Genomic DNA, 24099 nt, shown 5'->3' with positions numbered 1-24099 from the left:
TGTAAGCGGATTGGTACGTATTACGGTTCTGTATCAGACGTTTAGCCTCCACTACTGCTCATCTTCTCCTGGCATTCACGCTGAATAGCTGACCGCTTTTCGGTGGCAATCTGTCGGCCCCGGATGCGTACCAAGATGCCAAACTCTTCGTCCGAAATGATATGGCCGTCGTAGGGGTCTACGTACCCGTTGGGCTTGCCCTTTTTCTCCGGGTCGAAGTAAGGCGGGTAGATGAACTTCATCTCGGCGTATGCCTGTTGCTCCCCCTGCAAATCGGCAATCTGTAGCCGGTCCTGGCATTCCTGCATCAGGGCGGTTTTCCGGTCGATTTCGGCCTGCTTTTCCCGTTGTTGCCGGGCAATGGTTTCTTCGTCGAGGGCCGACTTCGTGCGGTCGGTGTAATCATCGTCGTAGCCTTTTTCGCCCAGCATGAACTGCACTTCTTGGTAGCTACCGGTTTTGTTCAGCGTCGGCTCGGCGATGGCGTACAGGCGGCTGGTCATCATCCAGTCTTTTTGCGACCGTACCCGGCGCAACGACATAGCCCGCACTTTGTAGTAGTAGTTGTTGACCAGCCCTTGAAACTTCTTCGCACTCTCGTAGGCCCGGAAAATCCACTCGATCCGGCCCTGATCGTTTATCTCGAAGAGGTTCTGCGACGTACCCTGCCGCATATCTTTCAGGATGTCGTTGGCGTGAGTGCCCATCGCGCTCAGATCGTCGGCGATGAGCGAATATTCCGCTGGGTAAATGTGGCCGTCTTTGCTGATGACCGTCGAGATGCTTTGCAGCGTGCGCGTGGTCTGCTGCACGGTCTGAATCAACTGCTGCCCCCGGTGATAGCTCTGCACAGCTCCCTTCACTTTTTTGAGCTTTTCGACGGCATCGACCATCGTTTTGAACGACGGTTTTTGAATCAACTGCATCAGGTTCGATACCGCCGTGTGGATCGGGTCGGAGACCACAAACTGAGCTTGCAGGGTGGGGGTGACCAGCAACAGGCACAGCAGTAGCCAGACCACCCAGAGTAAACGTATGGTTTTCATAAACGAAATGGATTGTCTGATTGGCGTTACGTTTGGCTGCTGCCATTCAATGCTTTTGGCGGCTGACCGTTTGGATGAAGCAGCGGTACGCCTGCCGAGTTGACTGGTAGGTAGCCCCCGGCCCGTTCGCCCCGCGCCCAGCCTTTCACCGCCGACTCTAATTCATTGCCGTAATGTGCTTTAGCGAGGTCGTTAATGGCTTCCACTTCCTGCCGTTCGGTTGTAAACGTACCATAGGCCGTGCGGCTCACCTCCACACCGTAGACCTTGCAATAATCGCCCAAGAGCAACGCGAGGTCATTGTAGGGTGGCCGGTTAGGGTCTTTGCCTTTGTTTATACTCAGGATGATGTTGGCCTGCTTTTCCGACAGCGACAACGTCTGCATCACTTCGGCAAATCGCTTTTCGTAGTTGTGCTGATCAAGCAGAAATTTGATGGGCGAGTTGTTGATGATCGCGTCTTTCACAATCGCGTTACCCACCAGATCGTCCACCTCCTGCGTCACTACGCCCAACGATCCCCAGTGTTTTCGCACCGTTTTGGAACACCATTTCAGAAACTGAGCAAAGTTCTCCTTCGCCAGTGCCTTCCAGGCTTCTTCGATAATAAGCATCTTCAATACACCCTTCACGCTGAACAGCTTCCGCACGTACGTATTCATAATCATGATCGTCGTGATCGGAAACAGCACCGGGTGGTCCTTGATATTATCCAATTCGTAGATCACGAACGGCAACTCCATCAGATCGATGTTCCGGCGCGAATTGAGCAGATACCCGTACTGATTGTCGGCATGAAAGGGACGCAGTACGTACAGGAAGTTATTCAGGTTGAACTCCTTCTCCGACCCCATGTTCCGCTCGAAAATAGCGGGGTACGTATCACGGGTGAACTCATAGAAGCTGTCGAAACAGGGGAATGACTCGTCCCCGGTCTGACGCGCCCGGCGCATGGCCCCGTAGTACTCGTGTACGATGTTGGCCACCGTCACCTCCTCGGCTTTGGACGTTGGCTCCCCATCTTTTTTCCAGAGGGCCATCAGCAGGTTCGCCAGGGCATCTTTAGTTTCTTCGTCGGGGTCGAGGTCGGCACTGTAAAACGGGTTAAATTCAATCGGGTTGTCCGGCTCGTAGGTAATGTAGCGGCCCCCCATCAGCGAGCACAACCGTTTGTAGGAGCCTCCTACATCAACCAAGCTCACGTGAATACCGTGACTGAGTAGGTAGTAAACCATGTTGTTCATGGTGAACGACTTACCCGACCCCGATGGTCCCACAACCATGAAATTCCGGTTAGCGATAATACCGCGCTGCATCGGCTCGAAGAAGGGGTCCACCATGCAGGGCCGACCAAAGCGGTCGGTTAACAGCAGGCCATTTTTGCAGAAAAAACCGTCTCGGTAATTGGTCTCCGTATTCCAAAGGGCGGTGGCTTCTTCCAGAAAACAGGTGGCCAGGTTATCGGCCCCAATTTCGGCGATGTTACCCGGTATGCACGACCAGAACAACGTTTCGGCATCGTGACTGGCCAACTTCGGCTTGAAGCCCAGCTTGGAAATGGCTGCTGCTGCTTGCGACCGGTACGTATCGGCAACGTCGGGGTCGCGGTGAAAAACCAGTACGTTGTAATGCGCCCGCACCACCCGCCGGTTTCGGTCTTTGACCTCTTCCATGAACGCGTCTTTGGAGCGGATACTGACCTCGTTCTCCTTCGACCAGGCCGCGAACGAATGATGTCGTTTCACTTCCCGCACCAACTGATTCGTCAGCGCATCGCCATCGTCGATCAACAACACCTGATTGTAGATGTGATTGAAGGGCAACAACATACCCAGGGCCGACCCCGTCGAAATGGGGAAGTGACTGCTGTCGGTGGAGAACTGCTCCAGCCGGGCTGAGTTATAGACCTCGTTCGGAAAATCACCCAGTTCTGAAATGGCATAGGTATAGGTCTGCTGACCGGCCACTTTCAGACTATCGGTTAACTCCACGTCATGCAGCGTTAGATCGTCGAGCGAAAGCGAGAAGTACCGTTGATACAGCCCCGTTTGCTCGCCATTGTCGAGCAGCTCGTCCGGCCCCAGCCGGTGCAGTTTGATTTTTCCTGAATCCTTGTAAATGGCCGCAAACTGATTAACCACATCAACAAACTCCGCCCAGGTACGTGAGTCTAATAACTCTTTGGGCACCAGATGCCGTTTCAGCAGTGACGACTGACTGCTTGTCCGTTTAAGCGGGGGCGATGCCGGGCGCGTTACGTACAGATAGCACCGGTGCCGCAGGTAGGGGCGGTCAGCAAAATGCCGCTCGTTTTCCCACGCTACATAATTTGAGGTTCTCAGAAATTCACTACCGAACTGGGGTGTATATACGTCTTCGATAAAGAAGTCTTGTTTATGCACCATGTAGCCCGTCGGCAACACCTTAGTCGCCCGGATCAGGATGTCATGCAACGTATCGTACTCCCCGTCGGACACCGCAAAAATCTCAGGGGCCTGCACCTCGAACGCAGCCGTGATATCGGCGTTTTTAGAGACGACACAATGCGTGGTCTCATCAATGCAGAGAATTGGAAACAAATCAGCCAGCGTTTTAGACTTTTTCATCGGACTTTGCGATTAGCGACTGCCCGAACAGGCAATAGCCGGTTAAACGACTGGTACTGACACACGAACGAGGGTTTTAGCTGACGTACCTGCTGCTTGACAGACCCCCAGCGTCCGTACCGGGTGTTGCGGGTGTAGCACCAGCCCAACGTACCACCGGCACCAACGACCAGTAGCAGAATAGCCAGTAGGATGGGCGCGCCCAGTACGTACCCCAGCAACGTAGCAAAGACCGACGCAATCAGCCCACCGGCTGCGTAGTAGAAGTATTGGCCCCGGAGGCCCCGAAATTCGATTTCGTTGTCGGCTCCCCGGTGGATGGGAAAGGATTTCATAGCATCGCGGAAATTATTGTACTCATCAAAAACAGGAAGGCCAGCGAGCCAAACCACTTGAAGAGAAAGTCGTAGAGATCGTCGTCACCCCGGCGGAACTTCTGAAAAACCCGAATCAACCCGATAATGGCCATTACGATGCCCAGTAGCAGCGCAGCCCGGCTACTCTCGACTGCCATCGACTGCGTGTAGGTTTGGGCGAGGTAGTCGCTGCCCCCGAACGAAGAGGAAAAGGCCCCGCTCAGAATGAAGCGATCAACCAGAAACACCATGCCCCCGCAGAACGCAATGCCTGTGAGCCATAGCACAACTGGCCCTTCTACCTCTTCACCCCGGTTCCACTGCTGATAGATGCGGAAACCAGCCACGATAGCCCCGAACGCGCACAGCCACAACCCAATTGATTTGACCTGCCCGTAAGCCTGAAATTCGTCATAGAGCAGAATCATCGAGTCAGTCGGGTGTGTTGACGCAGAGAGTCAGATGCCGTGCGGTAGTAGTTCCGAATTGAATCGACGCGGGCATCCGTGCCGGGTCGATACGGCGTAGCGGCCACATCGCCGGGCGACGAGTCAGCGATTTCGGATTCATCCTCACTGCCCCGGTAGATGAGCCTGTCTGATCCAAACCGGGCCGCTGTTACGGCGGGCATTCGGTAGCTCACCCAGCCTTGCAGGAACGAGGCAATGATCGCCAAACCGATGACGGCTGAGGCTAATCGCCAGGTTTCCACAGCAAATTCACCCGTTCCGGCCTGTACGCGGGCATAGATACGTAGCCCGCCGATTAAGGCACTGAGGCCACATACTGCCCAGACAAACTTTAAAAAGGTCGGCAACCGACTCAAGATCGGATTCGTAAACTGACCATCAATGCCGACTGAAGCAGCGGGGTTGCCACTCAGGTCAACGTTCTGCGCGGTTGCTGTTAGCGCGACTAACAGACAGCCCATAATGAGCAAAGTTTTCACCGGGAACATTAGTGGGTGCTGGTTAAGGTGTCTGGAAAAAGACGGCTTCCAGAATGGCTGCAAAAGCCAGCAAGAAGAGCACTGAACCGCCCCAGTTAACCGCCGATTTCTGCACGTCTTGATCGCCCGCCTGCATCTTCGAGTAGATGCGGAACGCCCCGAAGATGCCGACGATAGCGGCTATGACGTACATCACTGTCGTCATGGGCCGGAAGTAATCTTGTAAATCTTTGGTTGTTTGGGTAAGTACCTGTACTCCGGCACCTATGCCTTTAGTTTGATCGACATTTTGGGCAACCGCCATGCCATTTGTCAGCGCAAGCAGCAACAGCCCTCGCCCGACGGTGTACACTCGTTTCATAGAAAAGTTGGAATAAAGCGTTACGTCTCCGGCCAGATGACAATGCAAAGATGCCACAAATGTTTAAAATATTAAATATTAATAGGTAAAAAATTATTGAATTATTTTGATGAAGTTAGATGTATACTGATAACCAATGAGTTGGTTTATCAACTCATTGACTACATTTTAGAACGTGCAGGTGACCATATAGGCGTTGCTTTTCTGAGTGATTAGGTACCCATATCTTTGCTATACGTTTTATCCTTTTTGATCGCTATGTTTACTATAGTTGAGAAAACCGTACTCGTCTTTCTTATCGGTGTCATTAGTTTTTACGTTTTAATTGGTTGTTCGGGTAGCCAACAGGAAGTGCCTTTATCCCTTGAGCAACAGAACGAGCAATCGAGCAAATCGTCAGTTCGGCTCAGTGGTACGTACATCTGCATTAAGCTTGCCCTAGCAAATGGCTACACTGAGGAGCGCGGGCAGATAAAAGGACAGGGGTACAAAGTAGAGACGGTGGCGAAAGAAGATTCTGTCTGCTTCGTGCTGTCGGGACAGGGTACGGCGGGTACGTATACCGCTCTCGATTTGGGTACCTACGCCGTTAATTATACCGCGACCGGCACGACGAACGGCGGGTATTTCACCATTAAAAAAGACATCCTTACTGATTACAATGCCGTCACGGTAGTCAACAGGACAATTGCCGGAACCAGTGGTGCGCGCCAGGTGACATACACCTTTCCCATTACGTTATATCAGTTTGTGAATGGCACTCCGCGTAGTGGTCAGATAACAGTGGTTAAAGCCTCAGACATTTTTTCGACCACGCAACAGATTGTCGGCATCTTCACATTTGAACGTACTGTCTCGCTGACAAACTGAATTATTCGTAGTCGGTGTGTACGGGTAAAGCTTGAAAACTTCATTAATAATCAATTGGTTATTTAAATAGTTTTATAGTTAATTAGTTTATAAATAGTTGACTATTTTTTTAGATAGATAAATTTTGCTACTTGCCTAAGCAAAACCTGTAAGCTGACCGCCGATCATGAAGATTATTACTGTGGCTCACCAGAAAGGGGGTGTCGGTAAAACGACACTCGCGCTGAATCTGGCTTTCTATCTAAAAGACATCAAACGCGTAGGTATAGTTGATACCGACTTGCAGGGCAGTGTGCAGGGCCTTGATACGTTGCTGGACGGTATTACGCTGGTGAGCTACGAAGCTTTGCAGGAGGGAACGTACCCGGAACTGGATATTATCATCATTGATACGCCCCCGTACCTGACCAACCGACTGAATGACCTGTTTTCTATCTCGGACTTCGTGCTCGTACCCACTAAAGTAAGCTACCTGGATGCAATGGCCCTGAAAGCAACAATGGCTATGCTTAAGCAGAGTCAGCAGGAACGGGCCGATCTAAAAGCTGGGATTGTGCTGAATATGGTGAAACCGCGTACGTCGATGAACCGAGAAATTAAAGAGATTCTTGATGCGTACCCTATACCGACCCTAAACACACGAATTCACGAACGGGTGAGCTACATCCGGTCCGTGGTGGCCGGTGGCATCGTACAGCTAGAAGATACCAAAGCACACGAAGAAATGGCTGACCTGGCCGAAGAGATCATCGACCAACTGTAAACGAACACCAACATGGCAGAGACCCTTGCAGAACGAAAAGCCCGATTGGCCGATAAATTGAAGAACGAGCCGTCAATGGCACCCATTCAGGAAGTGAATCCGGTCTCTGAGGTGGACAAGCCTGCGACCAAATGGGCAATCAACAAAGACGATGAATTAGTCCAATTGAATGTTAAAGTACCCAGGAACATGTCTAAGGCCATAAAGCAGATCGCCCTTGACGATGAAGTCGACATACGCGAGGTTGTGTGGGAGGCTATCTCACAGTATCTGAAGAAACGGAAGTCATCGTAGCGGACTAATGTCGGAACAGGATCGGGCCGAAGTCCCTCGATCATTGCCTATCGGAGCTTTTAAGCGAAAGGCTGACTTACAGTAACGATCCACCTGTATTTACCACACCATGACTTTTCGGGCTACGTTCATTGGCGTTGATAAGCACGCCAGTTCATTCATAAGTGACCTTGCTGGAGCCACAAGAGATGCAACAGCCATGTATTCGCTCTTTGTCGACTCCATGCCTGCTCTTGAGGCCAAACTGTTGATAAACGAGGAGGCCACTACAGCTAATATTCGTCAGGCACTAAACGAAACATTGGTGGCAGCGGAAATGGACGATGTTGCACTGTTCTATTTCGCTGGACATGGAACAGAAGCTCATCAGTTGGTACCACATGATGCCGATGTCGCAACCATCGACACGTCAACCATTCCAATGGATGAGTTGGCAACCCATCTGGCTGACTCAAAAGCCCGAATTGTTATTGTTATTCTGGACTGTTGTTTTAGCGGAGGGGCGACCGCCCGTGTGCTTGCTGATCTGCCAGTTCCTCGGAGCAATTTGACGACAGTCGCTGACCTGCAAGGTAAAGGGCGCGTTATCATAGCTGCATCAAAAGATGATCAGCCAGCTTATGAATGGAAAGGACACGGTTTATTCACTCATGCCCTTCTACAAACGTTTATCAATTCTGCCGAAGGAATTAGTATCGGGCAGTTGATGGATGATTCGGCTAAACGAGTACGCGCTGTAACATCTCAATACGGGTGGGAACAGACCCCTATTTATTTCAACCTCATTGAAGGAGGGTTAAACTTTCCCCCCTTAGTGCCAGGCCCGACTTACTTACGGGCGTTTCCCGAAACAAACAACGTAAAGGTAAGTGCGACGATCAGTCAACTAGCTAACTTTGGCTTGTCTCTGCCCTTGCTTGAGCAATGGACCAATCGGTTTCCGAACGGGTTGAATGAGCTACAGTTAGAAGCGGTCAATGAACTACGCATCTTGGATGGTAAATCAGCCGTAATTGTAGCTCCTACCAGTTCCGGCAAGACGTTTGTTGGCGAAATGGCAGCCGCAAAAGCCATTACTCAAGGGCGTAAAGCCGTGTTCCTTTTACCCTACCGAGCCATCGTCGGTGAGAAATTTGATGACTTTTCCGACTTCTATGGCACCCTACTAAACCAACGAGTCATTCGGTGTACAGGCGATTACACCGATGATACCACTTCGTTCATCAAGGGCAAATATGACATAGCCCTGCTTACGTATGAAATGTTCCTCAATCTCTCCGTCGGCGTCCCAGCGTTGCTTAGTAAGATAGGATTGATTGTGTTAGACGAGGCACAATTTATCACTGATACGAACCGGGGTATCACGGTCGAGTTGATTTTAACGAATCTGCTGACAGCAAGGGAGCAAGGCGTTGATTGCCAAATCGTAACGCTATCCGCAGTAATTGGCAGCATTAATTATTTCAATGAATGGCTCGATTGTCAACTTCTATTTACTAAGAAAAGACCCATCCCATTAATTGAGGGCGTACTTGACCGGTCGGGGGTGTTTCAGTATATAGACCTAACCGGTCAGGAACGGGCCGAGCAATTGCTACCTGCATACCGAATCGTTCGGCGGAAGGATAAACCGGGGAGTCAGGATGTAATTGTGCCATTAGTCAGCGATTTGGTGGCTCGTCAGGAACAGATACTGATCTTTAGAAATCAAAAAGGCTCGACGGTAGGCTGTTCTATTTATCTGGCTAACGCCCTGGGTTTACCGCCTGCTAACGATGCGTTGTCCAAACTGGTTGACTCGGACCCGTCATCTGCCTCTTCCGACTTAAAAAAGGCTTTGGTGGGGGGCACCGCTTTTCACAACTCGGACCTCAACCGTCAGGAACGTACCGTTGTTGAGCAGACATTTAGAGCGACTAACAGTCCGGTTCGAGTGTTAGTCGCAACGACGACGGTAGCTGCTGGTATTAACACGCCGGCATCGACGGTCATAATTGTTGAGAACTTCTTTTACGGAGAGACGCGGCAATCTTTTACCGTCGCTGAATATAAGAACATGGCTGGTCGGGCTGGTCGGTTGGGATTGTCCGAGCAGGGTCGCAGCATTATGTTGGCCGAAACTCCTGATGAGCGGCAACGCCTATTTAATCGCTATGTCAGAGGACAACCCGAACCAATTCGTTCGTCGTTCGAACCTGAGCAGACCGACACTTGGATACTGCGTCTGCTGTCACAAGTAAAAGAAATTCCTAAGGATCAAATTATTCGGCTTTTGTCGAGGACATACGGTGGTTATCTGGCTGGTCGGCAACGATTGAATTGGCAGGACGAGATACAAACTCGCCTGTCGGTTGTGCTACATCAAATGGAAGCCTACGGGTTCATTGAAGAAGAGCTGGGTATGCTTCGATTGAGCTTGTTAGGCAAAGCTTGCGGTCGATCTAACCTTGCCTTTTCAACTGCTTTAAAGTTGGTGATGCTTCTAAAACGTATTTCGGGGGGCCTCACAGCCGAGACGTTGATAGCACATCTACAAGTGCTGGAAGAGGTTGGGGGCTATACGCCTATCGCGAAGAAAGCAACAAAGGAAGGAACTTGGGCTGTCGAAGTTGATAGGCGCTACGGTCGTCCAGTAGTACAAGCCCTTCAGTGGGGTGCCAAAGATGCACCCGATTATAACGGACGTTGTAAACGAGCGGCCATCTTGTGGGTTTGGATAAACGGGCACCCTATCGCGCAAATAGAAAGCCATTACTCGGTTACACCATATGCCGGCAACATTGGAGCTGGAGACGTTCGGGGTATTGCGGACCGGACACGGCTCTACCTTCGGGCAGCTTACGAGATCGCCAATATTATGCTGATTCCGATGCCTGATGAGATGGCGCAGGATGTTGACATCTTGCTCAAACAACTGGAAACGGGACTACCCAAAGCTGCTCTTGGTTTATTGTCACTGCCTATCCGTCTTAACCGGGGTGATTACTTGCGGCTTTATGAAGCAAATTTATTTTCAACTGAAGCTGTATTGAAGGCTTCAAGAGAGACTTTATTGCAATATCTCCGTGCTGACCAAGTGGATCGACTTATTGAACTCACTTCGGGAGAGATATAAAAATTAAAGCAGATGCTACAAAGGCAGCAAACAACTCTTTCCAACTATCGGGCTTCACAACAATCAGCGATAAACAGCCAATGCAAATTGATAAGACCGCTCTGGCCTGACTGATTTTATCGGCAGAAATAAACTGCTCGTATAATGAGGATGGTAGTTGCCAAACAACGGTAACCAAACCGAGAAACAACAAGGCAAACAGGCAAAGTCAAAAATATGGAACGTCCTTTTTATTATGAATTTCCTGTTCTGCTTTGGCTTCTTCTTCCGAAACGATGTTACTCAACAATGAAATAATTTCTCTTTTCCCTTCTTGCCAGTATTTATTGTGATTTACATTGAACGTATTCATCACAAACCCTTTGTTTTCCGAAGTGAATCCTATTTTGTGAATCCATCTAAAGTATTCACTATCAATACCGTAGACAGCTTTTATAAAGCTGCGTGTTTCAAGCATTAACTCTTGAACCTCGTATAACAAGCTTACACGTTTTCGCTCATATTGCCCTTCGGCTAACTGTCGATCCATCACTTCACTATGTGAGAAATCCTCGTCATCAATAATTCGATTGGGCAAGTTCACGGCCCTTTGTAACAGCTTTTTACTTTTCAATACATTGAATTTCATTGACATAAATTTATTCTTCCTCAATGTCACCCGACCGCTTCTTAGTTGCGGTAAAAAATTCAGAGATTAAGCTGCTTTTGAATAATAACCCGATCAGAAGGCTGATTATTGGAGCCAATTTGTCAAATACTCCAAATTGAGAGCCTGTTTAAAAATGGGCTTATGGGCCTAAAAAAGTAGAATCAGCCTATCTTGTGGGTTAATCCGACCGCTCCGGCCTTTAGGTTTGAGGGCCGGTAAGATTCCATGATTAGGGGGCTTTCGGATATGATAAAACAGAGTGGGCTACCCTATCGCTCGGCAAGGCTCGCGACCTATGGGCCGATTTAGGACCCACTCTGTTCTGACTTGCAAAGGTTCGAATAGAAATGTGGGACTCCAGGCCCGTTAGCAAGGTATTGAACAGCAAGGCAAGTCGTTTTATACACCCTAAATTAACACTCGTCATGGACATTCGCTATTTCGTTGGCATTGACATCGCTAAGGCTACTTTGGATTGGGCCGTCTATGACGGCAAGAAAATGGTTCGCCAAACCAGCACACCTAACACCATTGCGGGCATCAAAACCGCCCTGCGGCTCTTGAAAACCCTACCTGACTGGAACCCCCAGCAAGCGATATTCTGCATGGAACATACGGGCATTTATAATGCTCATCTACTTGATTTTCTTCATAAACTTCACTTCCCCATTTGGTTAGAGAGCAGTCTGCAAATCAAAAAAGCGGGTGGCCTGCAACGGGGCAAGACCGACTCGATTGATGCCCAGCGGATTGCTGAGTATGGCTTCCGCTTTCGTGATCAGCTTCGCCTGTGGGAGCCACCTCGTCAGGTGGTTCAAAAACTGGCTCTCTTAAGTGCTGCTCGTCAGCGACTTATCAACGTCTATAATCAACTCGCCGGTCCATTGGCTGAACACCAAGGCTTCATTGATCCCACTCTACACAAGCAGCTCAATAAAAGTTGTCAAGCCTCTCTGGCCGCTCTGGAGAAAGATCGGAAGGCAGTCGACAAAGCTATTGATGCGCTTATCGAAGCCGATCCGCGGTTGTGCCAACTCTTTGAGTTGGTGATGTCAGTTCCGGGCATCGGCACGACTACGGCTACTGAGGTCGTTATTGCCACCAATGAAATGAAGACAATTACCGACCCTAAAAAGATGGCCTGCCATGCCGGGGTAGCCCCCTTTAACTACCAGTCGGGTAGCAGCGTCCGGGGCCGCCCTAGTGTGAGTCAACATGCTCGTAAGCGGCTTAAATCGTTGTTTCACCTGGGTGCTATGTCGGCCATCCGAGCGAAGGGTGAGTTGCAGGATTATTACCAGCGCAAAGTCAAGGAGGGTAAGAACAAAATGCTCGTTCTCAACGCGGTTCGCAACAAACTCATCCATCGGGTTTACGCGGTGGTGGCACGGGGCGAAAAATATGACAAAAATTATGTGTCACCACTTGCGTAAACCATAGAAATCGGCCCGGCAAAGATGTACCCCACAGACCTGACTGATTCTGCTTGGCAAGTTATTGAAGAAATCCTGGCTGACAAGCGCAAACGCAAGTATTCACTTCGTGCGATTCTCAATGCGTTGTTATACTTGACCAAAACCGGTTGCCAATGGCGACAGATGCCTAACGATTTGCCACCCTGGCCCTTGTGCTACTACTACTTCTGGAAGTGGCGCAACGATGGGACTTGGGAAGGGCTCAACAAAGCATTAGTCGAACGTAGGCGACGAAAAGCAAAACGGCCCGCTTCACCCAGCGTCGGTGTGATTGATTCACAGAGTATTAAGTGCAGTGAGTGGGGTGTCGTAGCCAAAGGCTATGACGGGTATAAAAAGGTTAACGGGCGTAAGAGGCACATCATTGTCGATACCTTAGGCTTAGTTTTAGTAGTCGTTGTTCATGCCGCCAATCAGCATGATAGTCCAGCGGCCAGGGCGGTACTAACCCGCTTATCGAACCTGGGCTATGAGCGGATGAGTAAGATCTTAGCCGATAGTGCCTACGGCAAGAAGTTAGCTAGTTGGCTCAAAAAGTCATATGGGCTAATCCTGGAGGTAGTTAAGGTGAGCGAGTTAGCTGGTTTTCAAGTCGTGCCCATGCGGTGGAAGGTAGAGCGGACTTTTGCTTGGATGAATTGGTCCCGGCGATTAAGCAAAGACTATGAGTGTGGGGTCAGTTCCCACGAGTCGTTCGTTTATTTGTCCAATATCAACCGCATGCTTAAACATTTTTAAACAGGCTCTGAGTGGAGCCGAGTAAAGAGGCAATCAGAAAAACGAGCATTAGCCCTTTATAAATTTTATCTCTGAAATCGAGCCGCTCAACCGTTTCTAGTTCTTTGTACTGATACTCCGCCTGTTTCTCAGCAAGGAAACGCTCTGTATTAGCTTTATTTTTGAGGTACGTGTCTAACAGTTCGGACCCCATTTTAAGCAGCTTTTCCTGGCTATCGTTCTGCTGAACGGTAACCTGCTGATTAGCAACATGAAGTTTTTGCATCAATGCCGCATTCTGTCTTTTAAGCTCCTCATTGGTGGCATGGTTCGGTGGATTCTCGTTCATAAGTTTTGAATGATACAGTTGCAAAACTATCAAATTTACCGTCTTCACACCATTGCCGACAACAGATACCGCATCCCTTCGGAGAGCTTATCGAACTGTAGCGTTTAACCAGATTCTGATTTCCTGACCTCCACCCATATCAATCGAATAAGACATCTATACCATTCGGACTGCGGAAAATATTATTTTCAACGTTTCGTACAAAGACTAATTTGTACAATGTTGAAGAATTTTGAAAAATGCATTCAAGGCCGCTGTTGCATATTGCCGGGGCGTGATATGACGATTGAGCCAACAACACGATTTAGGCGGCTAACACCACGTTTAAAAACATCATGTTCGATATCCCGACGTGAGTCATCCCACACGAATGCTAACAGATGTTGATAGCGGTTTACGTACTCGCTATTAGATGCAAAGTACAAACTATTATCAGCCGCAATCTCCTCTATCATATCCGCAAACCTAACTGTACTTCTTAAGAACTTTACTTCAATAATTAGTGATAAGGAAGGAATGCCCAGATCGGCACGAGCATTCTTTTGTCCAATAGGTTCTAAATAAAACTCATCCTCTAAATCTCTAAAAACTGGTGATAGTAATAAATAAAGGAGATTCTGAACGTGATATTCGTTTTGGATGTCCCAATTTTGAATTGTACTAGTAGAGGTCTTCGGTTTTTCTTCCCATGTCCAGCGTCTGAAAGCAGCAGGAATACGCTCGAGAAAATGTATTAAATCGGCGACAGACGGTTTATTTAGTGAAATAGTTGGAGAGGAATCTAAAATATAATATAAAGCTCTGTATCGTAATGCTGCCAAACAAGGATCTTGCTCCGTTTCTTCAATAACATCTTTGAGTAAGTTATTATAGATAGTTTGATCATCTATTTCCTCAAAAATCTGCCCCATCCCAATTTGATTTAAGGCAATACCAACCACTGAGTTATCTCCAATTGGAATTATTGAACATACATGGTTTGGTGAAAGCATCTGAACAGTTGCACATGCTATACAACGTTTCCAGCTAACTAAGTCTTTACAAGTATCTTGAATGAAACTGATAAGCCATTCCGTCATACTAGCCAGAACACTACCACCAATTACTTTCGCACCAGTAGCTAAACCAATTAAAGCTATAACGTCCGTAGCGAACGGAGCGCGAGAACCACCCATTACTATCGAGGTACGCCCTAACATTCTTGTGAGGCCACCTGCTAAATCATTGTACCGATCTGACAAGACATCGGGGTACATTTGAGCCATAAACCCAAGCTGTGCCACATGATGGTAATCCAAGGACGACCAATCAGCAGGTAATTGAGCGTTTACTGTGTTTCTTAACGTTGGACATACCCAAGCGATAAAAGTGGCCTCTAGACAACTATTATCTACTTTAGTTATTTCAGTAAGCAACGTTCGACGTATGTCGTTTAGGAAAGGGTTATTATTCGGGCTCATAAAAACCAGCGAGTTGTACCGATTCGATTCAATATAGCATCAGGGTTCCACTGCGGAACACTCGAAAGCTGTCCAAGCATTTGAGCTACTAATTGAGAATAGAAAACAGTTACTGGCATTGGAGCTGGTTGAAAACTTCGCCACGAATGAGCCGCGAAATTTACCACTTGTTTGGCCAAATAAGTTAGGTCTTTAAAAGTGGAATCTTTGTGTAAAATAAGTTGAACAGGAGTTGGTAAACCATCAGTTGGTTGCTTGAGTTCAGCCCCTCCAGTAAGCATAACAAGCATGATTCTTCTTGTGAGTTGAACATACTGACCGCGTTCCGGCGACAATCTGCCTTTTTTATAATAGCCAATTCCATCTTTTTTTGATTTATCAAAAAGTAAGAATGGGTGGTCTTGAGCTACATGTACGAAGGCAAATTCAACGTTATAATCACCTAATTCACTCATAACCTGCTTAACAGCTTCAGCCTCCGCATTCTTAAATACTTTAAAAGCATGGAATATTAGCCGGACGGTGTCTCGTGGTTGCCAGTTTAAGTCATGTTTAACGTTCTGCATAGTTGTTCGTAAACTATCAAGAAGCGTTTCAAAGTAATCTTCTTCAGGTACAGCAGATGAAACGTTTGAGACGAAATAATTGCCGTCGCCGGTGAAAACAGTTGTTACACCAATCATCCTTTCTCCCCCACCATATCGACCCTCCTTTATTGTAGCGGAACCAATGCCGAAAACAACCTCGTGAGCAATAGGGCGATCAGCTTTCAAAAGCCAAGGAACGCCGTTCAGTTTAGCATAAGTAGCTAAACTCATATTGTTTAAGGTCCAAACCACTCGCTTGTCTGGTAATCCAAGGGCTTCAAGCGTAAATTCTTGTACAGGAACCTGCTGACCAATCAATCGAGCTTTTGTAGTCAGATATGGATTGTTGTGATCGGTCCGATCACGGAATGACCGATCAATCTGGATCAATGCTAAGTTCCAAGCACCTTGTCCTGTACCATGTACTCTCAAAGCGTCACTGGTAGTTCGATTGTAAGCTTCAACAGAGTCATCTGTTGTCGTGAAAAATTCAATGTGGCAACCCAATAAATGGTATTTAGCTTTTAAGCCAGTATATTCAAACGACCTGCCTGCTGCGTATTCGACAGGAGGAATACCGTCAAGAAATTTTTTAACTATTTGCTCCACCTGCCCCTTTTTGGAAGCCTGGCAGATAACGCAAATGCGGGGACGAGAAGGTGAAAATCCTTCGCGGGAATAGGGCCCATATTTTTGTAAACCATTATCATTATACAAACTGACTTTTTGACCGCCGTAGGCAAATACAAACGTAGGTTTATCTGCTATGCCTATAGTTGTCAAATCGTCATTATTAATGTCATTTGTTAAAAACTGATCGATTGTGAAAGGAATTCCTTCGATCAATTCTAAAGAAAATGCTTGAAAAGACTCAAGTGCACTTGCAAGACGTTTGAGTTTTTCTGGGCCTGTATGAAAAGCAGAAACACGCTTATCAAGCCTTTCAAGAATTCCTAATGCGTGTTCTCCGTAAATATGTTTAATACAGTGAGCTAATACATCCTCTCTCGGCTCAAGATATAGTTTTGATGCTAGTGAAGGTGAATCTTCTCCTGGACGAAGATCATCTAGTTGTAACAAATCACCGTCTTCGATCCCTGTTACTTTTCCGACGGTTGTAAAACGAGGCTTCAATTCGGGATTGCGTCCCAAATTAGCTCGACCTACATAATAACCAGTTAGCGGAACGCCAAATTGGAGTAGCTTATCACAACTATATGAAATACGAGGGGCTGTACCAACATTGATGCTTAAAGCAACGTATGGGTTTTCACCAGTAGGATTTTGAATACGAAAGTCTATTTCCCAACGAGCAAACATACTCAATCCCTTTCTAAGAGAAGTTCCTTCTGGTAAACAGTCTTCAATTAAATTTCGACCACTCACCAAATAGGTAATAGGCTTTTTTCCCGTTATCCAGCAAGAACGCTCAAGCAATCGACGATATAAAGCCTCATTCGCTAACGAAGCCACAACATTTAAATTTTCGGAAAGTATTAGACTGCCTTTGCGACCCCCTGCGGTCTTAGCATCTTTGCGAATAGGAATAGCCTGTATTCGGTCCTCGATACGTTGAATAAGGTGTGTTTTGCGATACTCATTATGCAACTGATTAAATCTGTCCTCTGAATACCGAAATTCTTCAATATCAATACTCGCATCGTTAAAACTGATGGGAGCAACGTTTAAGGTAATTGCCATTAAAAACTAATTTGTTAATGATACGCCAATATACCTAAAAGGTTTACAATGCCCGCATCACGCCTAAAAACTCGTCCAGCGTGTACGTACCCTCGAACTCTTTTTTCTCGAAGACCATAAAGTAGCGGTACGTTTCGCCAGCTTTCTGCCGCCAATAATCACCCAGCTTACGCTTGGCTTCGCTGTCGGAGTTGTCGCGGTCGTCGCCTTTGGTTTCCAGCAAGACGATCTTGCCACGTTTGGTGACGACGATGAAGTCGGGGTAGTGATTGAGGTAGCCGTTGAGCCAGAAGCCCCGGCCCCGCTCGCCGTTGCGCGTCCAGAAGGCGACGTTTTCTAAATTTGCCACCTCCAGAATAACCCGCTCCTCGAAACCATTCATGCGCTCCTCCTTGCTGTAAAGCGACTTGGTGATATCCTTGGCCGTTTCTTTCGGGGCTTTGGTGGCGGGCAAAGAGTAGGCCGGTTTTACAAACACCTCGTCGGTGTCGAGTAGCTTGCGGAACCGTTCAGCAGCAAAATCAGTGGTTAGCGTCGTGATATGGCGTTTGATCCGTTCGGCGTAGGTGTGTTCGTGAGCAATCAGGTCGCGGAACTGCTCTTCGCCCATCTCGTCGAGGATACGCTTAACGTACTTACGCACGTCGGCATCGGAGATGGGCCGGAAGTCGCCGAGTAAGCGCATCAGGCGACCCGTCATACTGTTGAGTTGTGTGTCGCGGCTTTGCTGTGCCAGTATGTTACTCAGCAGGGCTTCCTTGGTCTTCCCGTCGATCCGGGCGATGGCGGGGGTGTACTGACCTTTTTCGGTTTGCTCCAGATCAACTTTGTAGAGGTCGGCCTGTACGTTGTCGAATTTGATGTCGGTGCTTTGTTTGCCCAGCGGAAACCCGCCCAGCAGGTGCGTCCGGTCTAACCGCTCTTCGCCGTCGGTGCTGAACAGACCCGTTGGTACCCGCATATAAAACTGAGGCAGCCGTATCGCTTTGGCCTGTTCGCTGAAGTGATCGCGCATGGCGTATCGGCCCACCGACTGCTGCGCGTCGTCGGCTTTTTGCCCGTTATCTCTCATATCCGCAAGCTGTTGCTCAAAGGCTTTAGCTTCTTCCTCAGCCTGTCGTTGAATGTCTTGTATAACGGGTGAATCGACTACGCCAGTCGGCATGTCGGACGTATCACCGGCACCGCTCCCGGTTAGTGGGTGAGCCGAATCAGCAGATGCTGTATCCGTTGTTGCCTCACGGGTTGCGGTTTGGGGTGGGTACGTTATTTGGTCGGGGTCGATGTCTTCGGTGGCCGTTGGTGCAGGCTGGTCCGTAGCTGGATTGTTTGGCTTGGGGTCGAACAGAGCCGCCAACGGATTAGGTACGTCCGGCATAGGTGCCGTGCTTGGCTTTACTTCATCGGAGACAACCCGGTAATCTTTGCTACTGAAGCCGGCTTTGTTTAGTCCGTTAACGACGTGCTGCAACGTTTCGCGAAACTTGGAGGAGGCCGTCAGTACGTAGCTCAGGTTTAACAGGGGCGATTGGTGCTGCCGGACGTATGGCTGACGCAGCACCCGCCCCAGAATCTGCTCAACATCCACCGCCGAGGAACGGTCGGCAAGCGAAGCCAGGATATAGGCATAGGGACAGTCCCAGCCTTCCTTAAGCGCATTGACGGTGATGATGTAGCGCACGGGGCAGTCATCGGCCATCAGGTCAACCCCCTTCAATTCGTCAACAGATGCGGTTTTGATTTTTATCTGAGCTGAGGGGATGCCCGCTTTGACCAGAATGTCCTTGATCCGCTGAAAGGTGTGATTATCTGCTGCTGTTTGCGATTGTGCCTGAAACAGCACGATGGGACGGATTAGCCGCCCACCCACTTGCTTCTGCTCGGCTCGTGCCTGAAGCTCCAGTTTGCGCTGTAGTTCCAGAGCCGCGTTGATGACATCGGTTTTGTCTTTCTGGTTATAGACAATCACCGGCAGTTTCACCATGTTTTCGCCCTTGAGAGCGAGTGCATCTACAAAGCTGATGATGTTGCTGTTTCGGCGCGGGGTGGCCGTTAGATCCAGAATAAAACTGGGATTCAGGTTGGCCAGCATCTCCACGCTCAACTCGCTTTCGGCGTTGTGGCTTTCATCGACCACTAACACCGGCTGCAACGACCGGATGACGTTGATCACCGCTGTTTCGTCCGTGCCTTCTAGTATGTGGTCGGGCTGCTCCCGGTTTGCTGCGGCAGAACCGGCCACGAAACTGAGGTTGTTGCCGTTTTCCTGAAACAGTTTACGGTCCTCCTTATTCCTGGCCCGGAGCGAATCGAAGCTCATCACGATGATGCTCAGTTGACCCTGCACCGCGGTCGCGTTGAACCCCGATCCGGCCAGCAAAGCGGCCTTGTCGAATACTTCGACGCGGTGGTTGAAATGCGCGTTTAGTTTCTGCCGGTACGGGTGGTTCGAATCGCGCAGGTTCTTGATGGTCTGGTCGAGAATAGAAATCGACGGCACCAACCAGACAATGGCTTTAGGTACGTCGGGCGGCCCGTCGTTGGGCGAGATGAGTCCAAAAATGGGTTGCAGGGCGTTGCAGGCTATAAATGTTTTGCCACCCGCCGTGGGCACCTTCACGCACAAGTGCGGAACGGGCAGGCCCTTCGCGTCGCGAACGTTGTTTTTGTAGGGTTCAATAGTATGGCCCGTCATCGGTCGAAAACCCCGGTCGGTCCAGTAGTCCTGAAACGAATGGCGGATGTCGGGTACCCGGATCAGGTAGTCCAGGAACAGGCTGAGGTCGGCAATAACCTGCTGTTGATACGGTTTGAGTTCCATAACGTTGGTGGTTACAGGCGGGCGATGTCGCGCGGAATCTTTTTGAAGATGATGTGGTGTTGCTGCAAAAAGGTGTCCGGCAACGTGCAGACATCAGCGTAGATGATGTACTGCTCCGCCTGCTCCTGAACGTGGCCCAGCAGGGTAAAATCGAGTGTTGTCTGTTCGTCGGGTACGTAGCAGAAATAATAGGCCGTGCCACCATACGTACCTAAGTGGTATGTACCGGTTTCGGACTCCGCCGAAGGAGTGAGCTGGGCGTTGGGGTACGTGGTCCGGGTTTCGGTAAACCAGATGTATTCCCGAATCTTGTCGATGCTCACCACCGGGTTCAAATTGCCCTCGTCGTCGAACAGCCGTTCGCCTAATGTATAGTACGTAAAGTTACCGTTATGCGCTTGATTGTCAGTTATTTGTAACTGTAAGGGGGGGGGGGGTAAAGTTACTTTTCATCACCCGTTTTACTCGCTCTGCCGTAATCGTTTCGGCGTAGTCTTCCATCTCCACTAAGATAAACTTGCGCTTTCCACCATCCTGCCGGTTTAGGTTCTCGACCGCATGTGCCGTAGTGCCGGAACCCGCAAACGAGTCAAGAATGATCGCGTCAGCAGAAAGTTGTAACATGGATAGTAACTTTTCGATCAGCTCGACAGGTTTGGGAAACTGGAAAACGTTTTGACCTCGGTCAGCAAACAATTCTCTCAAAGCAGCACTGCCTACCTGATTATAAATGCCGTCAATTATTGAAAACGGCTTACTACGTCGTTCCTCACCAGTATCATCACGGAGATACTGCTTATAAGATATTGACCACGCACCGTCTTTAGCTTTAATAAAATACAAATCATTATTCTCAACTGCCGAATAAGCTCGCTCTTTGGCCCACCACCATTGCCGCTTGGGCCATACTTCTGTTCCGTCGGGAGCAGGAATTGGATAGATCAAGTTCTCTCGGCGATCCATACTTTTTGTCGCTTCAAGTGGCTTTATACGGAATGGTCCCCTTATTGCTAATTTTTCGTGCGTCAGTTTGTAGTACCGGGCCTCTGCGTCAGGATCAGGAGGGAGAGTCAATTCACTGATTTTGTCTTTGCTTTTAGCATACATCAGTACGTACTCGTGCACAGTGACGGCATACCGTTCTTTGGCCCCTCCACCGTAGCTTTTCTTCCAAATGAACTGTTCTATACGATTCTGTCCTCCGAAGATTTCATCCAAAATAGGTCGAAGATTCTGAACTTCATTATCATCAATCGAGATGAAAATAACCCCATCTTCAGCCAGCAACTTGTGCAATAGCTTCAGCCGGGGGTACATCATACATAGCCATTTGTCGTGGCGGCTGAGGTCTTCGCCTTCTTTACCGACGACGCTGTTCAGCCACCGTTTAATTTTGGGATCGTTGACATTGTCGTTGTAGACCCAGCCCTCATTGCCCGTGTTATAAGGCGGGTCGATATAGATGCACCTCACCTGCCCTTCGTAGCGTGGTAGCAGGGCTTTTAGGGCTTCGAGGTTGTCGCCGTGAATAATTAGGTTGTCGGAAAGAGCCGTAGCCGCAGACTCTTTGGCCTGACGTGGCCCGGCCTGAAAAGTGTACTGCGCGTCGAGCGTCCGAAACGGTACGTCGAGGTGGTGATTGATGACTTTGTCTTTGCCAATCCAGTTCAGCGTGGGCATACGAATACGTAAAACGGAAAATCAAAAGTAGCAATTTTAGCCACAACCGTCAGCGTGATGAATACTATATTGGAATAATAAAAATAGTTTTTGCGTTATTTGTGCAAAAGTCGTCTGTATTTTATCATGCTCGTTCAATTCTCGGTTAAGAACTATAAGTCCTTTCGCGATGAAGCCAAGCTGTCGCTGGTGGCTTCTCGTTACGACAAAGACCCGGCTACGGAAACGCATTGGCTGAACGTACCTGCCCTCGACCGGGACAGCGGACCGTTCCGGCTGCTGAAAAGCGTAGCGATTTACGGGGCCAATGCCTCCGGCAAAAGCAAGTTGGTTGAGGCAGTGAGCTTCATGCGGCACTTCATGCTTCGCTCGTCGGGCGGTACGCAGTTGAACGACAAAATTCCGACGGTCCCGTTTCGGCTCAACCCGGACGCGGAGCAAGCCCCGTCGGAGTTTGAGCTGGTGTTTCTGCACGAGGATGAATTGTTCCGGTATGGCTTCGAGGTGACGACCGAGAAAGTGGTGTCGGAGTGGCTCTATCACCGCCCAAAGACCAAAGAGATTGAAGTGTTCTACCGCGACGAGCAAACGTTCGACGTCATCAATCCCCGGCAGTTCAAAACGGGCCTGAGGCTGGCCAAAGACGACATGATTCGGCCCAACGCGCTGATGCTGTCGGTAGCGGCTCAGTTCAATGATCCGCTTGCCAGGCGCGTGTTTGCTTGGCTGGCCAAGTTGAACGTCATTTCGGGCTTGCAGGAAGAAGGGTACGAAGGCTTTACTGTCAGTCGCGTCATGCACACTGAGGGCAAATCGGCGGTCATGAATTTCCTGGCCGGGGCTGATCTGGGTATCGCCGACGTGCGCGTACAGCCCATCGAGCACGAAAGCGACCTGCCGGGCAACCTGCCGTCGGGCCTGCGCGAACGTCTGGCCGAAGCCCTGACGGAAAAAGACGGGGTTATTCTGGGCGGTACCAAAACCCTGCACCGACGCTACGACTCCGACGGCAACCCGTTGGGTACGGTCGAGTTCGATATGGACGATGAGTCGTCGGGTACGCAGAAATACTTCGCCCTTTCCGGCCCCATTCTGGAGACGCTGCAACAAGGCGATACGTTGGTGGTAGATGAACTGGAATCGAAGCTACACCCCAACCTGGTCCGTAAGATCGTCGGGCTGTTTCATTCGCCGGAGACCAACCCGCACAACGCCCAGTTGATTTTCAACACTCATGACAGCAACCTGCTTAGTGGGGGTGGACTAGCCGAACGTGGCCCGACTCAACCCTTGCTCCGGCGTGATCAGATCTGGTTTGTCAGCAAAGACCGTTACGGGGCTTCGTCGCTTTATGCGCTGTCGGATTTCAAAACCGACACCGTCCGCAAAGGTGACGACTACCGCGAGAAGTACCTGCAAGGCCGCTTCGGGGCGGTGCCGTATCTGAACGACTATGACGAAACCGTGAGTCAAACGCTGCAACCTGTCGCCAATGAAGAGTAGGCAGAAAAGCATCCGCGAGGCTGAGGAACGCGACGAAAAACGGGCTGCTAAACGGGCAAAACGAGCCGCTGCCCTCGCTATTGATCGGGCGGAGCCAACGGCTACGGAGTTCATTCGGTTGTTAGTCGTGACGGAAGGTGTCAACACGGAAGTAAGCTACTTCCGGCAATTCCAGATGCCCAATGTGCAGGTACGTACTGTGGGCACCGGATATAACACATTGTCACTGGTACGTCGGGCCGAACAGGTGCGGGATGAAGAACGGCTGAAGGGCAGCGAGTACGATCAAGTCTGGTGCGTTTTCGACAGAGACGACTTTGATGCTGAAGATTTTAACGAAGCGGTGCGGCTAGCTCAACATCTGTTTGGTGACGGACGGGTGGCCTATTCCAATCAATCGTTTGAATACTGGCTGCTACTCCATTTCTTAGACCATCAAGGCGGAGCTATGCACCGCCAACAGTATGATGCTCGACTCAATGAGTGCCTGGCACCGTATGGTGTGCAGTATGAGGGCCGTAAAAGCAAACGTATCAGCACCGACTTTTTCGATCTGATGCTGGCCATTGACCCGCAAACCCGTCGCCGACGCATCGATCAAGCCATTACTCGCGCCGAGCGGGTGTTTGACCAGTACGACCACCGCAGCCCGGCTATTGAGGAGTCATCTACCACAGTGTTTCGGGTGGTAAAGGAAATTATGGGCGACAGAGAGTAGCGCGTCAATTGCAATACTCATTGCTTATTTCACAAAAAATGGGGCTACCTCTCCGCCTGGTTAAAATTTAGGAACGTGG

At 49.3% G+C, this 24099-nt stretch carries 21 protein-coding genes; 8 read left to right on the top strand and 13 right to left on the bottom strand.

Translation table 11 applies throughout. The features are described 5' to 3' along the window. Window positions 1-41 precede the first annotated feature (41 nt). From J2I47_RS22050 to J2I47_RS22025, 6 genes are read right to left on the bottom strand one after another with little or no spacing between them, the layout of a single operon-like run. Window positions 42-1046 carry a hypothetical protein gene (locus J2I47_RS22050; RefSeq protein WP_207366783.1) on the bottom strand — a complete coding sequence of 335 codons (1005 nt, stop codon included), beginning with the start codon at window positions 1044-1046 and terminating at the stop codon, window positions 42-44. Between the two features lie 26 nt (window positions 1047-1072). Next, entirely contained in the window at window positions 1073-3652 is a 2580-nt protein-coding gene (locus J2I47_RS22045; protein WP_207366782.1) for a TraG family conjugative transposon ATPase, read from the bottom strand. Beyond that, window positions 3649-3987, bottom strand: coding sequence for a DUF4133 domain-containing protein (locus tag J2I47_RS22040; RefSeq protein ID WP_207366781.1), 339 nt, complete (start codon window positions 3985-3987; stop codon window positions 3649-3651). Before J2I47_RS22040 ends, J2I47_RS22045 begins: the two co-directional genes overlap by 4 nt. Continuing rightward, on the bottom strand, window positions 3984-4436 hold the full coding sequence (locus tag J2I47_RS22035; RefSeq protein WP_207366780.1) for a DUF4134 family protein: 453 nt from the start codon (window positions 4434-4436) through the stop codon (window positions 3984-3986). Before J2I47_RS22035 ends, J2I47_RS22040 begins: the two co-directional genes overlap by 4 nt. Then, window positions 4433-4966 carry a DUF4134 family protein gene (locus J2I47_RS22030; protein ID WP_207366779.1) on the bottom strand — a complete coding sequence of 178 codons (534 nt, stop codon included), beginning with the start codon at window positions 4964-4966 and terminating at the stop codon, window positions 4433-4435. Before J2I47_RS22030 ends, J2I47_RS22035 begins: the two co-directional genes overlap by 4 nt. A 13-nt stretch (window positions 4967-4979) precedes the next feature. Further along, entirely contained in the window at window positions 4980-5318 is a 339-nt protein-coding gene (locus J2I47_RS22025; RefSeq protein WP_207366778.1) for a DUF4134 domain-containing protein, read from the bottom strand. Between the two features lie 258 nt (window positions 5319-5576). Here J2I47_RS22025 and J2I47_RS22020 point away from each other — a divergent pair, with 258 nt between their 5' ends. The 4 genes from J2I47_RS22020 to J2I47_RS22005 all read left to right on the top strand — a co-directional run bounded on the left by J2I47_RS22020 (window position 5577) and on the right by J2I47_RS22005 (window position 10360). After that, window positions 5577-6188: a hypothetical protein gene (locus tag J2I47_RS22020; RefSeq protein WP_229374871.1), complete on the top strand. Its 612-nt coding sequence runs from the start codon at window positions 5577-5579 to the stop codon at window positions 6186-6188. 166 nt (window positions 6189-6354) lie between these two features. Continuing rightward, a complete protein-coding gene (locus J2I47_RS22015; protein WP_207366777.1) occupies window positions 6355-6951 on the top strand; it encodes a nucleotide-binding protein in 597 nt (198 codons plus the stop codon). A 12-nt stretch (window positions 6952-6963) separates the two neighbouring features. Continuing rightward, window positions 6964-7245: a hypothetical protein gene (locus J2I47_RS22010; protein WP_207366776.1), complete on the top strand. Its 282-nt coding sequence runs from the start codon at window positions 6964-6966 to the stop codon at window positions 7243-7245. Window positions 7246-7354: 109 nt separating this feature from the next. Beyond that, window positions 7355-10360 carry a DEAD/DEAH box helicase gene (locus J2I47_RS22005; protein ID WP_207366775.1) on the top strand — a complete coding sequence of 1002 codons (3006 nt, stop codon included), beginning with the start codon at window positions 7355-7357 and terminating at the stop codon, window positions 10358-10360. A gap of 208 nt (window positions 10361-10568) precedes the next feature. On the opposite strand, the gene J2I47_RS22000 is transcribed toward J2I47_RS22005, so the two are convergent. Further along, window positions 10569-10988, bottom strand: a complete 420-nt coding sequence (locus J2I47_RS22000) for a hypothetical protein (RefSeq protein ID WP_207366774.1) — start codon at window positions 10986-10988, stop codon at window positions 10569-10571. Window positions 10989-11434: 446 nt separating this feature from the next. Between J2I47_RS22000 and J2I47_RS21995 the strand changes: the two genes are divergently transcribed. Together J2I47_RS21995 and J2I47_RS21990 are read left to right on the top strand one after the other, a co-directional pair. After that, window positions 11435-12442 carry an IS110 family RNA-guided transposase gene (locus J2I47_RS21995; protein WP_207366773.1) on the top strand — a complete coding sequence of 336 codons (1008 nt, stop codon included), beginning with the start codon at window positions 11435-11437 and terminating at the stop codon, window positions 12440-12442. A gap of 24 nt (window positions 12443-12466) precedes the next feature. Continuing rightward, window positions 12467-13222 carry an IS5 family transposase gene (locus J2I47_RS21990; protein WP_207366772.1) on the top strand — a complete coding sequence of 252 codons (756 nt, stop codon included), beginning with the start codon at window positions 12467-12469 and terminating at the stop codon, window positions 13220-13222. On the opposite strand, the gene J2I47_RS21985 is transcribed toward J2I47_RS21990, so the two are convergent. The 6 genes from J2I47_RS21985 to J2I47_RS21965 form a co-directional block, all read right to left on the bottom strand. Then, window positions 13209-13550, bottom strand: coding sequence for a hypothetical protein (locus J2I47_RS21985; protein WP_207366771.1), 342 nt, complete (start codon window positions 13548-13550; stop codon window positions 13209-13211). The genes J2I47_RS21990 and J2I47_RS21985 overlap by 14 nt on opposite strands. A gap of 245 nt (window positions 13551-13795) precedes the next feature. Further along, entirely contained in the window at window positions 13796-15010 is a 1215-nt protein-coding gene (locus J2I47_RS21980) for a PD-(D/E)XK nuclease domain-containing protein (RefSeq protein WP_207366770.1), read from the bottom strand. Next, on the bottom strand, window positions 15007-17298 hold the full coding sequence (locus tag J2I47_RS21975) for an argonaute/piwi family protein (protein WP_207366769.1): 2292 nt from the start codon (window positions 17296-17298) through the stop codon (window positions 15007-15009). Before J2I47_RS21975 ends, J2I47_RS21980 begins: the two co-directional genes overlap by 4 nt. 43 nt (window positions 17299-17341) lie before the next feature. Beyond that, window positions 17342-20119 (bottom strand): DEAD/DEAH box helicase, encoded by a 2778-nt coding sequence (locus J2I47_RS21970; protein WP_207366768.1) that lies wholly within the window; start codon window positions 20117-20119, stop codon window positions 17342-17344. 11 nt (window positions 20120-20130) lie between these two features. Then, window positions 20131-20454 (bottom strand): hypothetical protein, encoded by a 324-nt coding sequence (locus J2I47_RS26655; RefSeq protein ID WP_229374870.1) that lies wholly within the window; start codon window positions 20452-20454, stop codon window positions 20131-20133. A 70-nt stretch (window positions 20455-20524) separates the two neighbouring features. Then, window positions 20525-21799 carry a site-specific DNA-methyltransferase gene (locus tag J2I47_RS21965; protein WP_229374869.1) on the bottom strand — a complete coding sequence of 425 codons (1275 nt, stop codon included), beginning with the start codon at window positions 21797-21799 and terminating at the stop codon, window positions 20525-20527. A gap of 126 nt (window positions 21800-21925) precedes the next feature. Here J2I47_RS21965 and J2I47_RS21960 point away from each other — a divergent pair, with 126 nt between their 5' ends. Beyond that, window positions 21926-23302 (top strand): AAA family ATPase, encoded by a 1377-nt coding sequence (locus tag J2I47_RS21960; protein WP_207366767.1) that lies wholly within the window; start codon window positions 21926-21928, stop codon window positions 23300-23302. Next, on the top strand, window positions 23292-24020 hold the full coding sequence (locus J2I47_RS21955) for an RloB family protein (RefSeq protein WP_207366766.1): 729 nt from the start codon (window positions 23292-23294) through the stop codon (window positions 24018-24020). The genes J2I47_RS21960 and J2I47_RS21955 overlap by 11 nt, the downstream gene beginning before the upstream one ends. Window positions 24021-24099 lie beyond the last annotated feature (79 nt).

The organism is Fibrella rubiginis (assembly GCF_017353185.1).
In the GTDB taxonomy this organism is placed as follows: domain Bacteria; phylum Bacteroidota; class Bacteroidia; order Cytophagales; family Spirosomataceae; genus Fibrella; species Fibrella rubiginis.
The sequence above is the reverse complement of the archived record's forward strand: the minus strand, read 5'-3'. Positions and strand labels throughout refer to the sequence as shown.

What these genes read in the sequence shown, in the direction of transcription:
- J2I47_RS22040 (WP_207366781.1), bottom strand. Translation starts at nt 3,987, where the DNA reads ATGAAATCCTTTCCCATCCACCGGGGAGCCGACAACGAAATCGAATTT.
- J2I47_RS22025 (WP_207366778.1), bottom strand. Translation starts at nt 5,318, where the DNA reads ATGAAACGAGTGTACACCGTCGGGCGAGGGCTGTTGCTGCTTGCGCTG.
- J2I47_RS21970 (WP_207366768.1), bottom strand. Translation starts at nt 20,119, where the DNA reads ATGGAACTCAAACCGTATCAACAGCAGGTTATTGCCGACCTCAGCCTG.
- J2I47_RS21965 (WP_229374869.1), bottom strand. Translation starts at nt 21,799, where the DNA reads ATGCCCACGCTGAACTGGATTGGCAAAGACAAAGTCATCAATCACCAC.
- J2I47_RS22000 (WP_207366774.1), bottom strand. Translation starts at nt 10,988, where the DNA reads ATGAAATTCAATGTATTGAAAAGTAAAAAGCTGTTACAAAGGGCCGTG.
- J2I47_RS22050 (WP_207366783.1), bottom strand. Translation starts at nt 1,046, where the DNA reads ATGAAAACCATACGTTTACTCTGGGTGGTCTGGCTACTGCTGTGCCTG.
- J2I47_RS21990 (WP_207366772.1), top strand. Translation starts at nt 12,467, where the DNA reads ATGTACCCCACAGACCTGACTGATTCTGCTTGGCAAGTTATTGAAGAA.
- J2I47_RS21955 (WP_207366766.1), top strand. Translation starts at nt 23,292, where the DNA reads ATGAAGAGTAGGCAGAAAAGCATCCGCGAGGCTGAGGAACGCGACGAA.
- J2I47_RS22005 (WP_207366775.1), top strand. Translation starts at nt 7,355, where the DNA reads ATGACTTTTCGGGCTACGTTCATTGGCGTTGATAAGCACGCCAGTTCA.
- J2I47_RS22045 (WP_207366782.1), bottom strand. Translation starts at nt 3,652, where the DNA reads ATGAAAAAGTCTAAAACGCTGGCTGATTTGTTTCCAATTCTCTGCATT.
- J2I47_RS22010 (WP_207366776.1), top strand. Translation starts at nt 6,964, where the DNA reads ATGGCAGAGACCCTTGCAGAACGAAAAGCCCGATTGGCCGATAAATTG.
- J2I47_RS21960 (WP_207366767.1), top strand. Translation starts at nt 21,926, where the DNA reads ATGCTCGTTCAATTCTCGGTTAAGAACTATAAGTCCTTTCGCGATGAA.
- J2I47_RS22020 (WP_229374871.1), top strand. Translation starts at nt 5,577, where the DNA reads ATGTTTACTATAGTTGAGAAAACCGTACTCGTCTTTCTTATCGGTGTC.
- J2I47_RS21980 (WP_207366770.1), bottom strand. Translation starts at nt 15,010, where the DNA reads ATGAGCCCGAATAATAACCCTTTCCTAAACGACATACGTCGAACGTTG.
- J2I47_RS21975 (WP_207366769.1), bottom strand. Translation starts at nt 17,298, where the DNA reads ATGGCAATTACCTTAAACGTTGCTCCCATCAGTTTTAACGATGCGAGT.
- J2I47_RS21995 (WP_207366773.1), top strand. Translation starts at nt 11,435, where the DNA reads ATGGACATTCGCTATTTCGTTGGCATTGACATCGCTAAGGCTACTTTG.
- J2I47_RS22015 (WP_207366777.1), top strand. Translation starts at nt 6,355, where the DNA reads ATGAAGATTATTACTGTGGCTCACCAGAAAGGGGGTGTCGGTAAAACG.
- J2I47_RS22035 (WP_207366780.1), bottom strand. Translation starts at nt 4,436, where the DNA reads ATGATTCTGCTCTATGACGAATTTCAGGCTTACGGGCAGGTCAAATCA.
- J2I47_RS21985 (WP_207366771.1), bottom strand. Translation starts at nt 13,550, where the DNA reads ATGAACGAGAATCCACCGAACCATGCCACCAATGAGGAGCTTAAAAGA.
- J2I47_RS22030 (WP_207366779.1), bottom strand. Translation starts at nt 4,966, where the DNA reads ATGTTCCCGGTGAAAACTTTGCTCATTATGGGCTGTCTGTTAGTCGCG.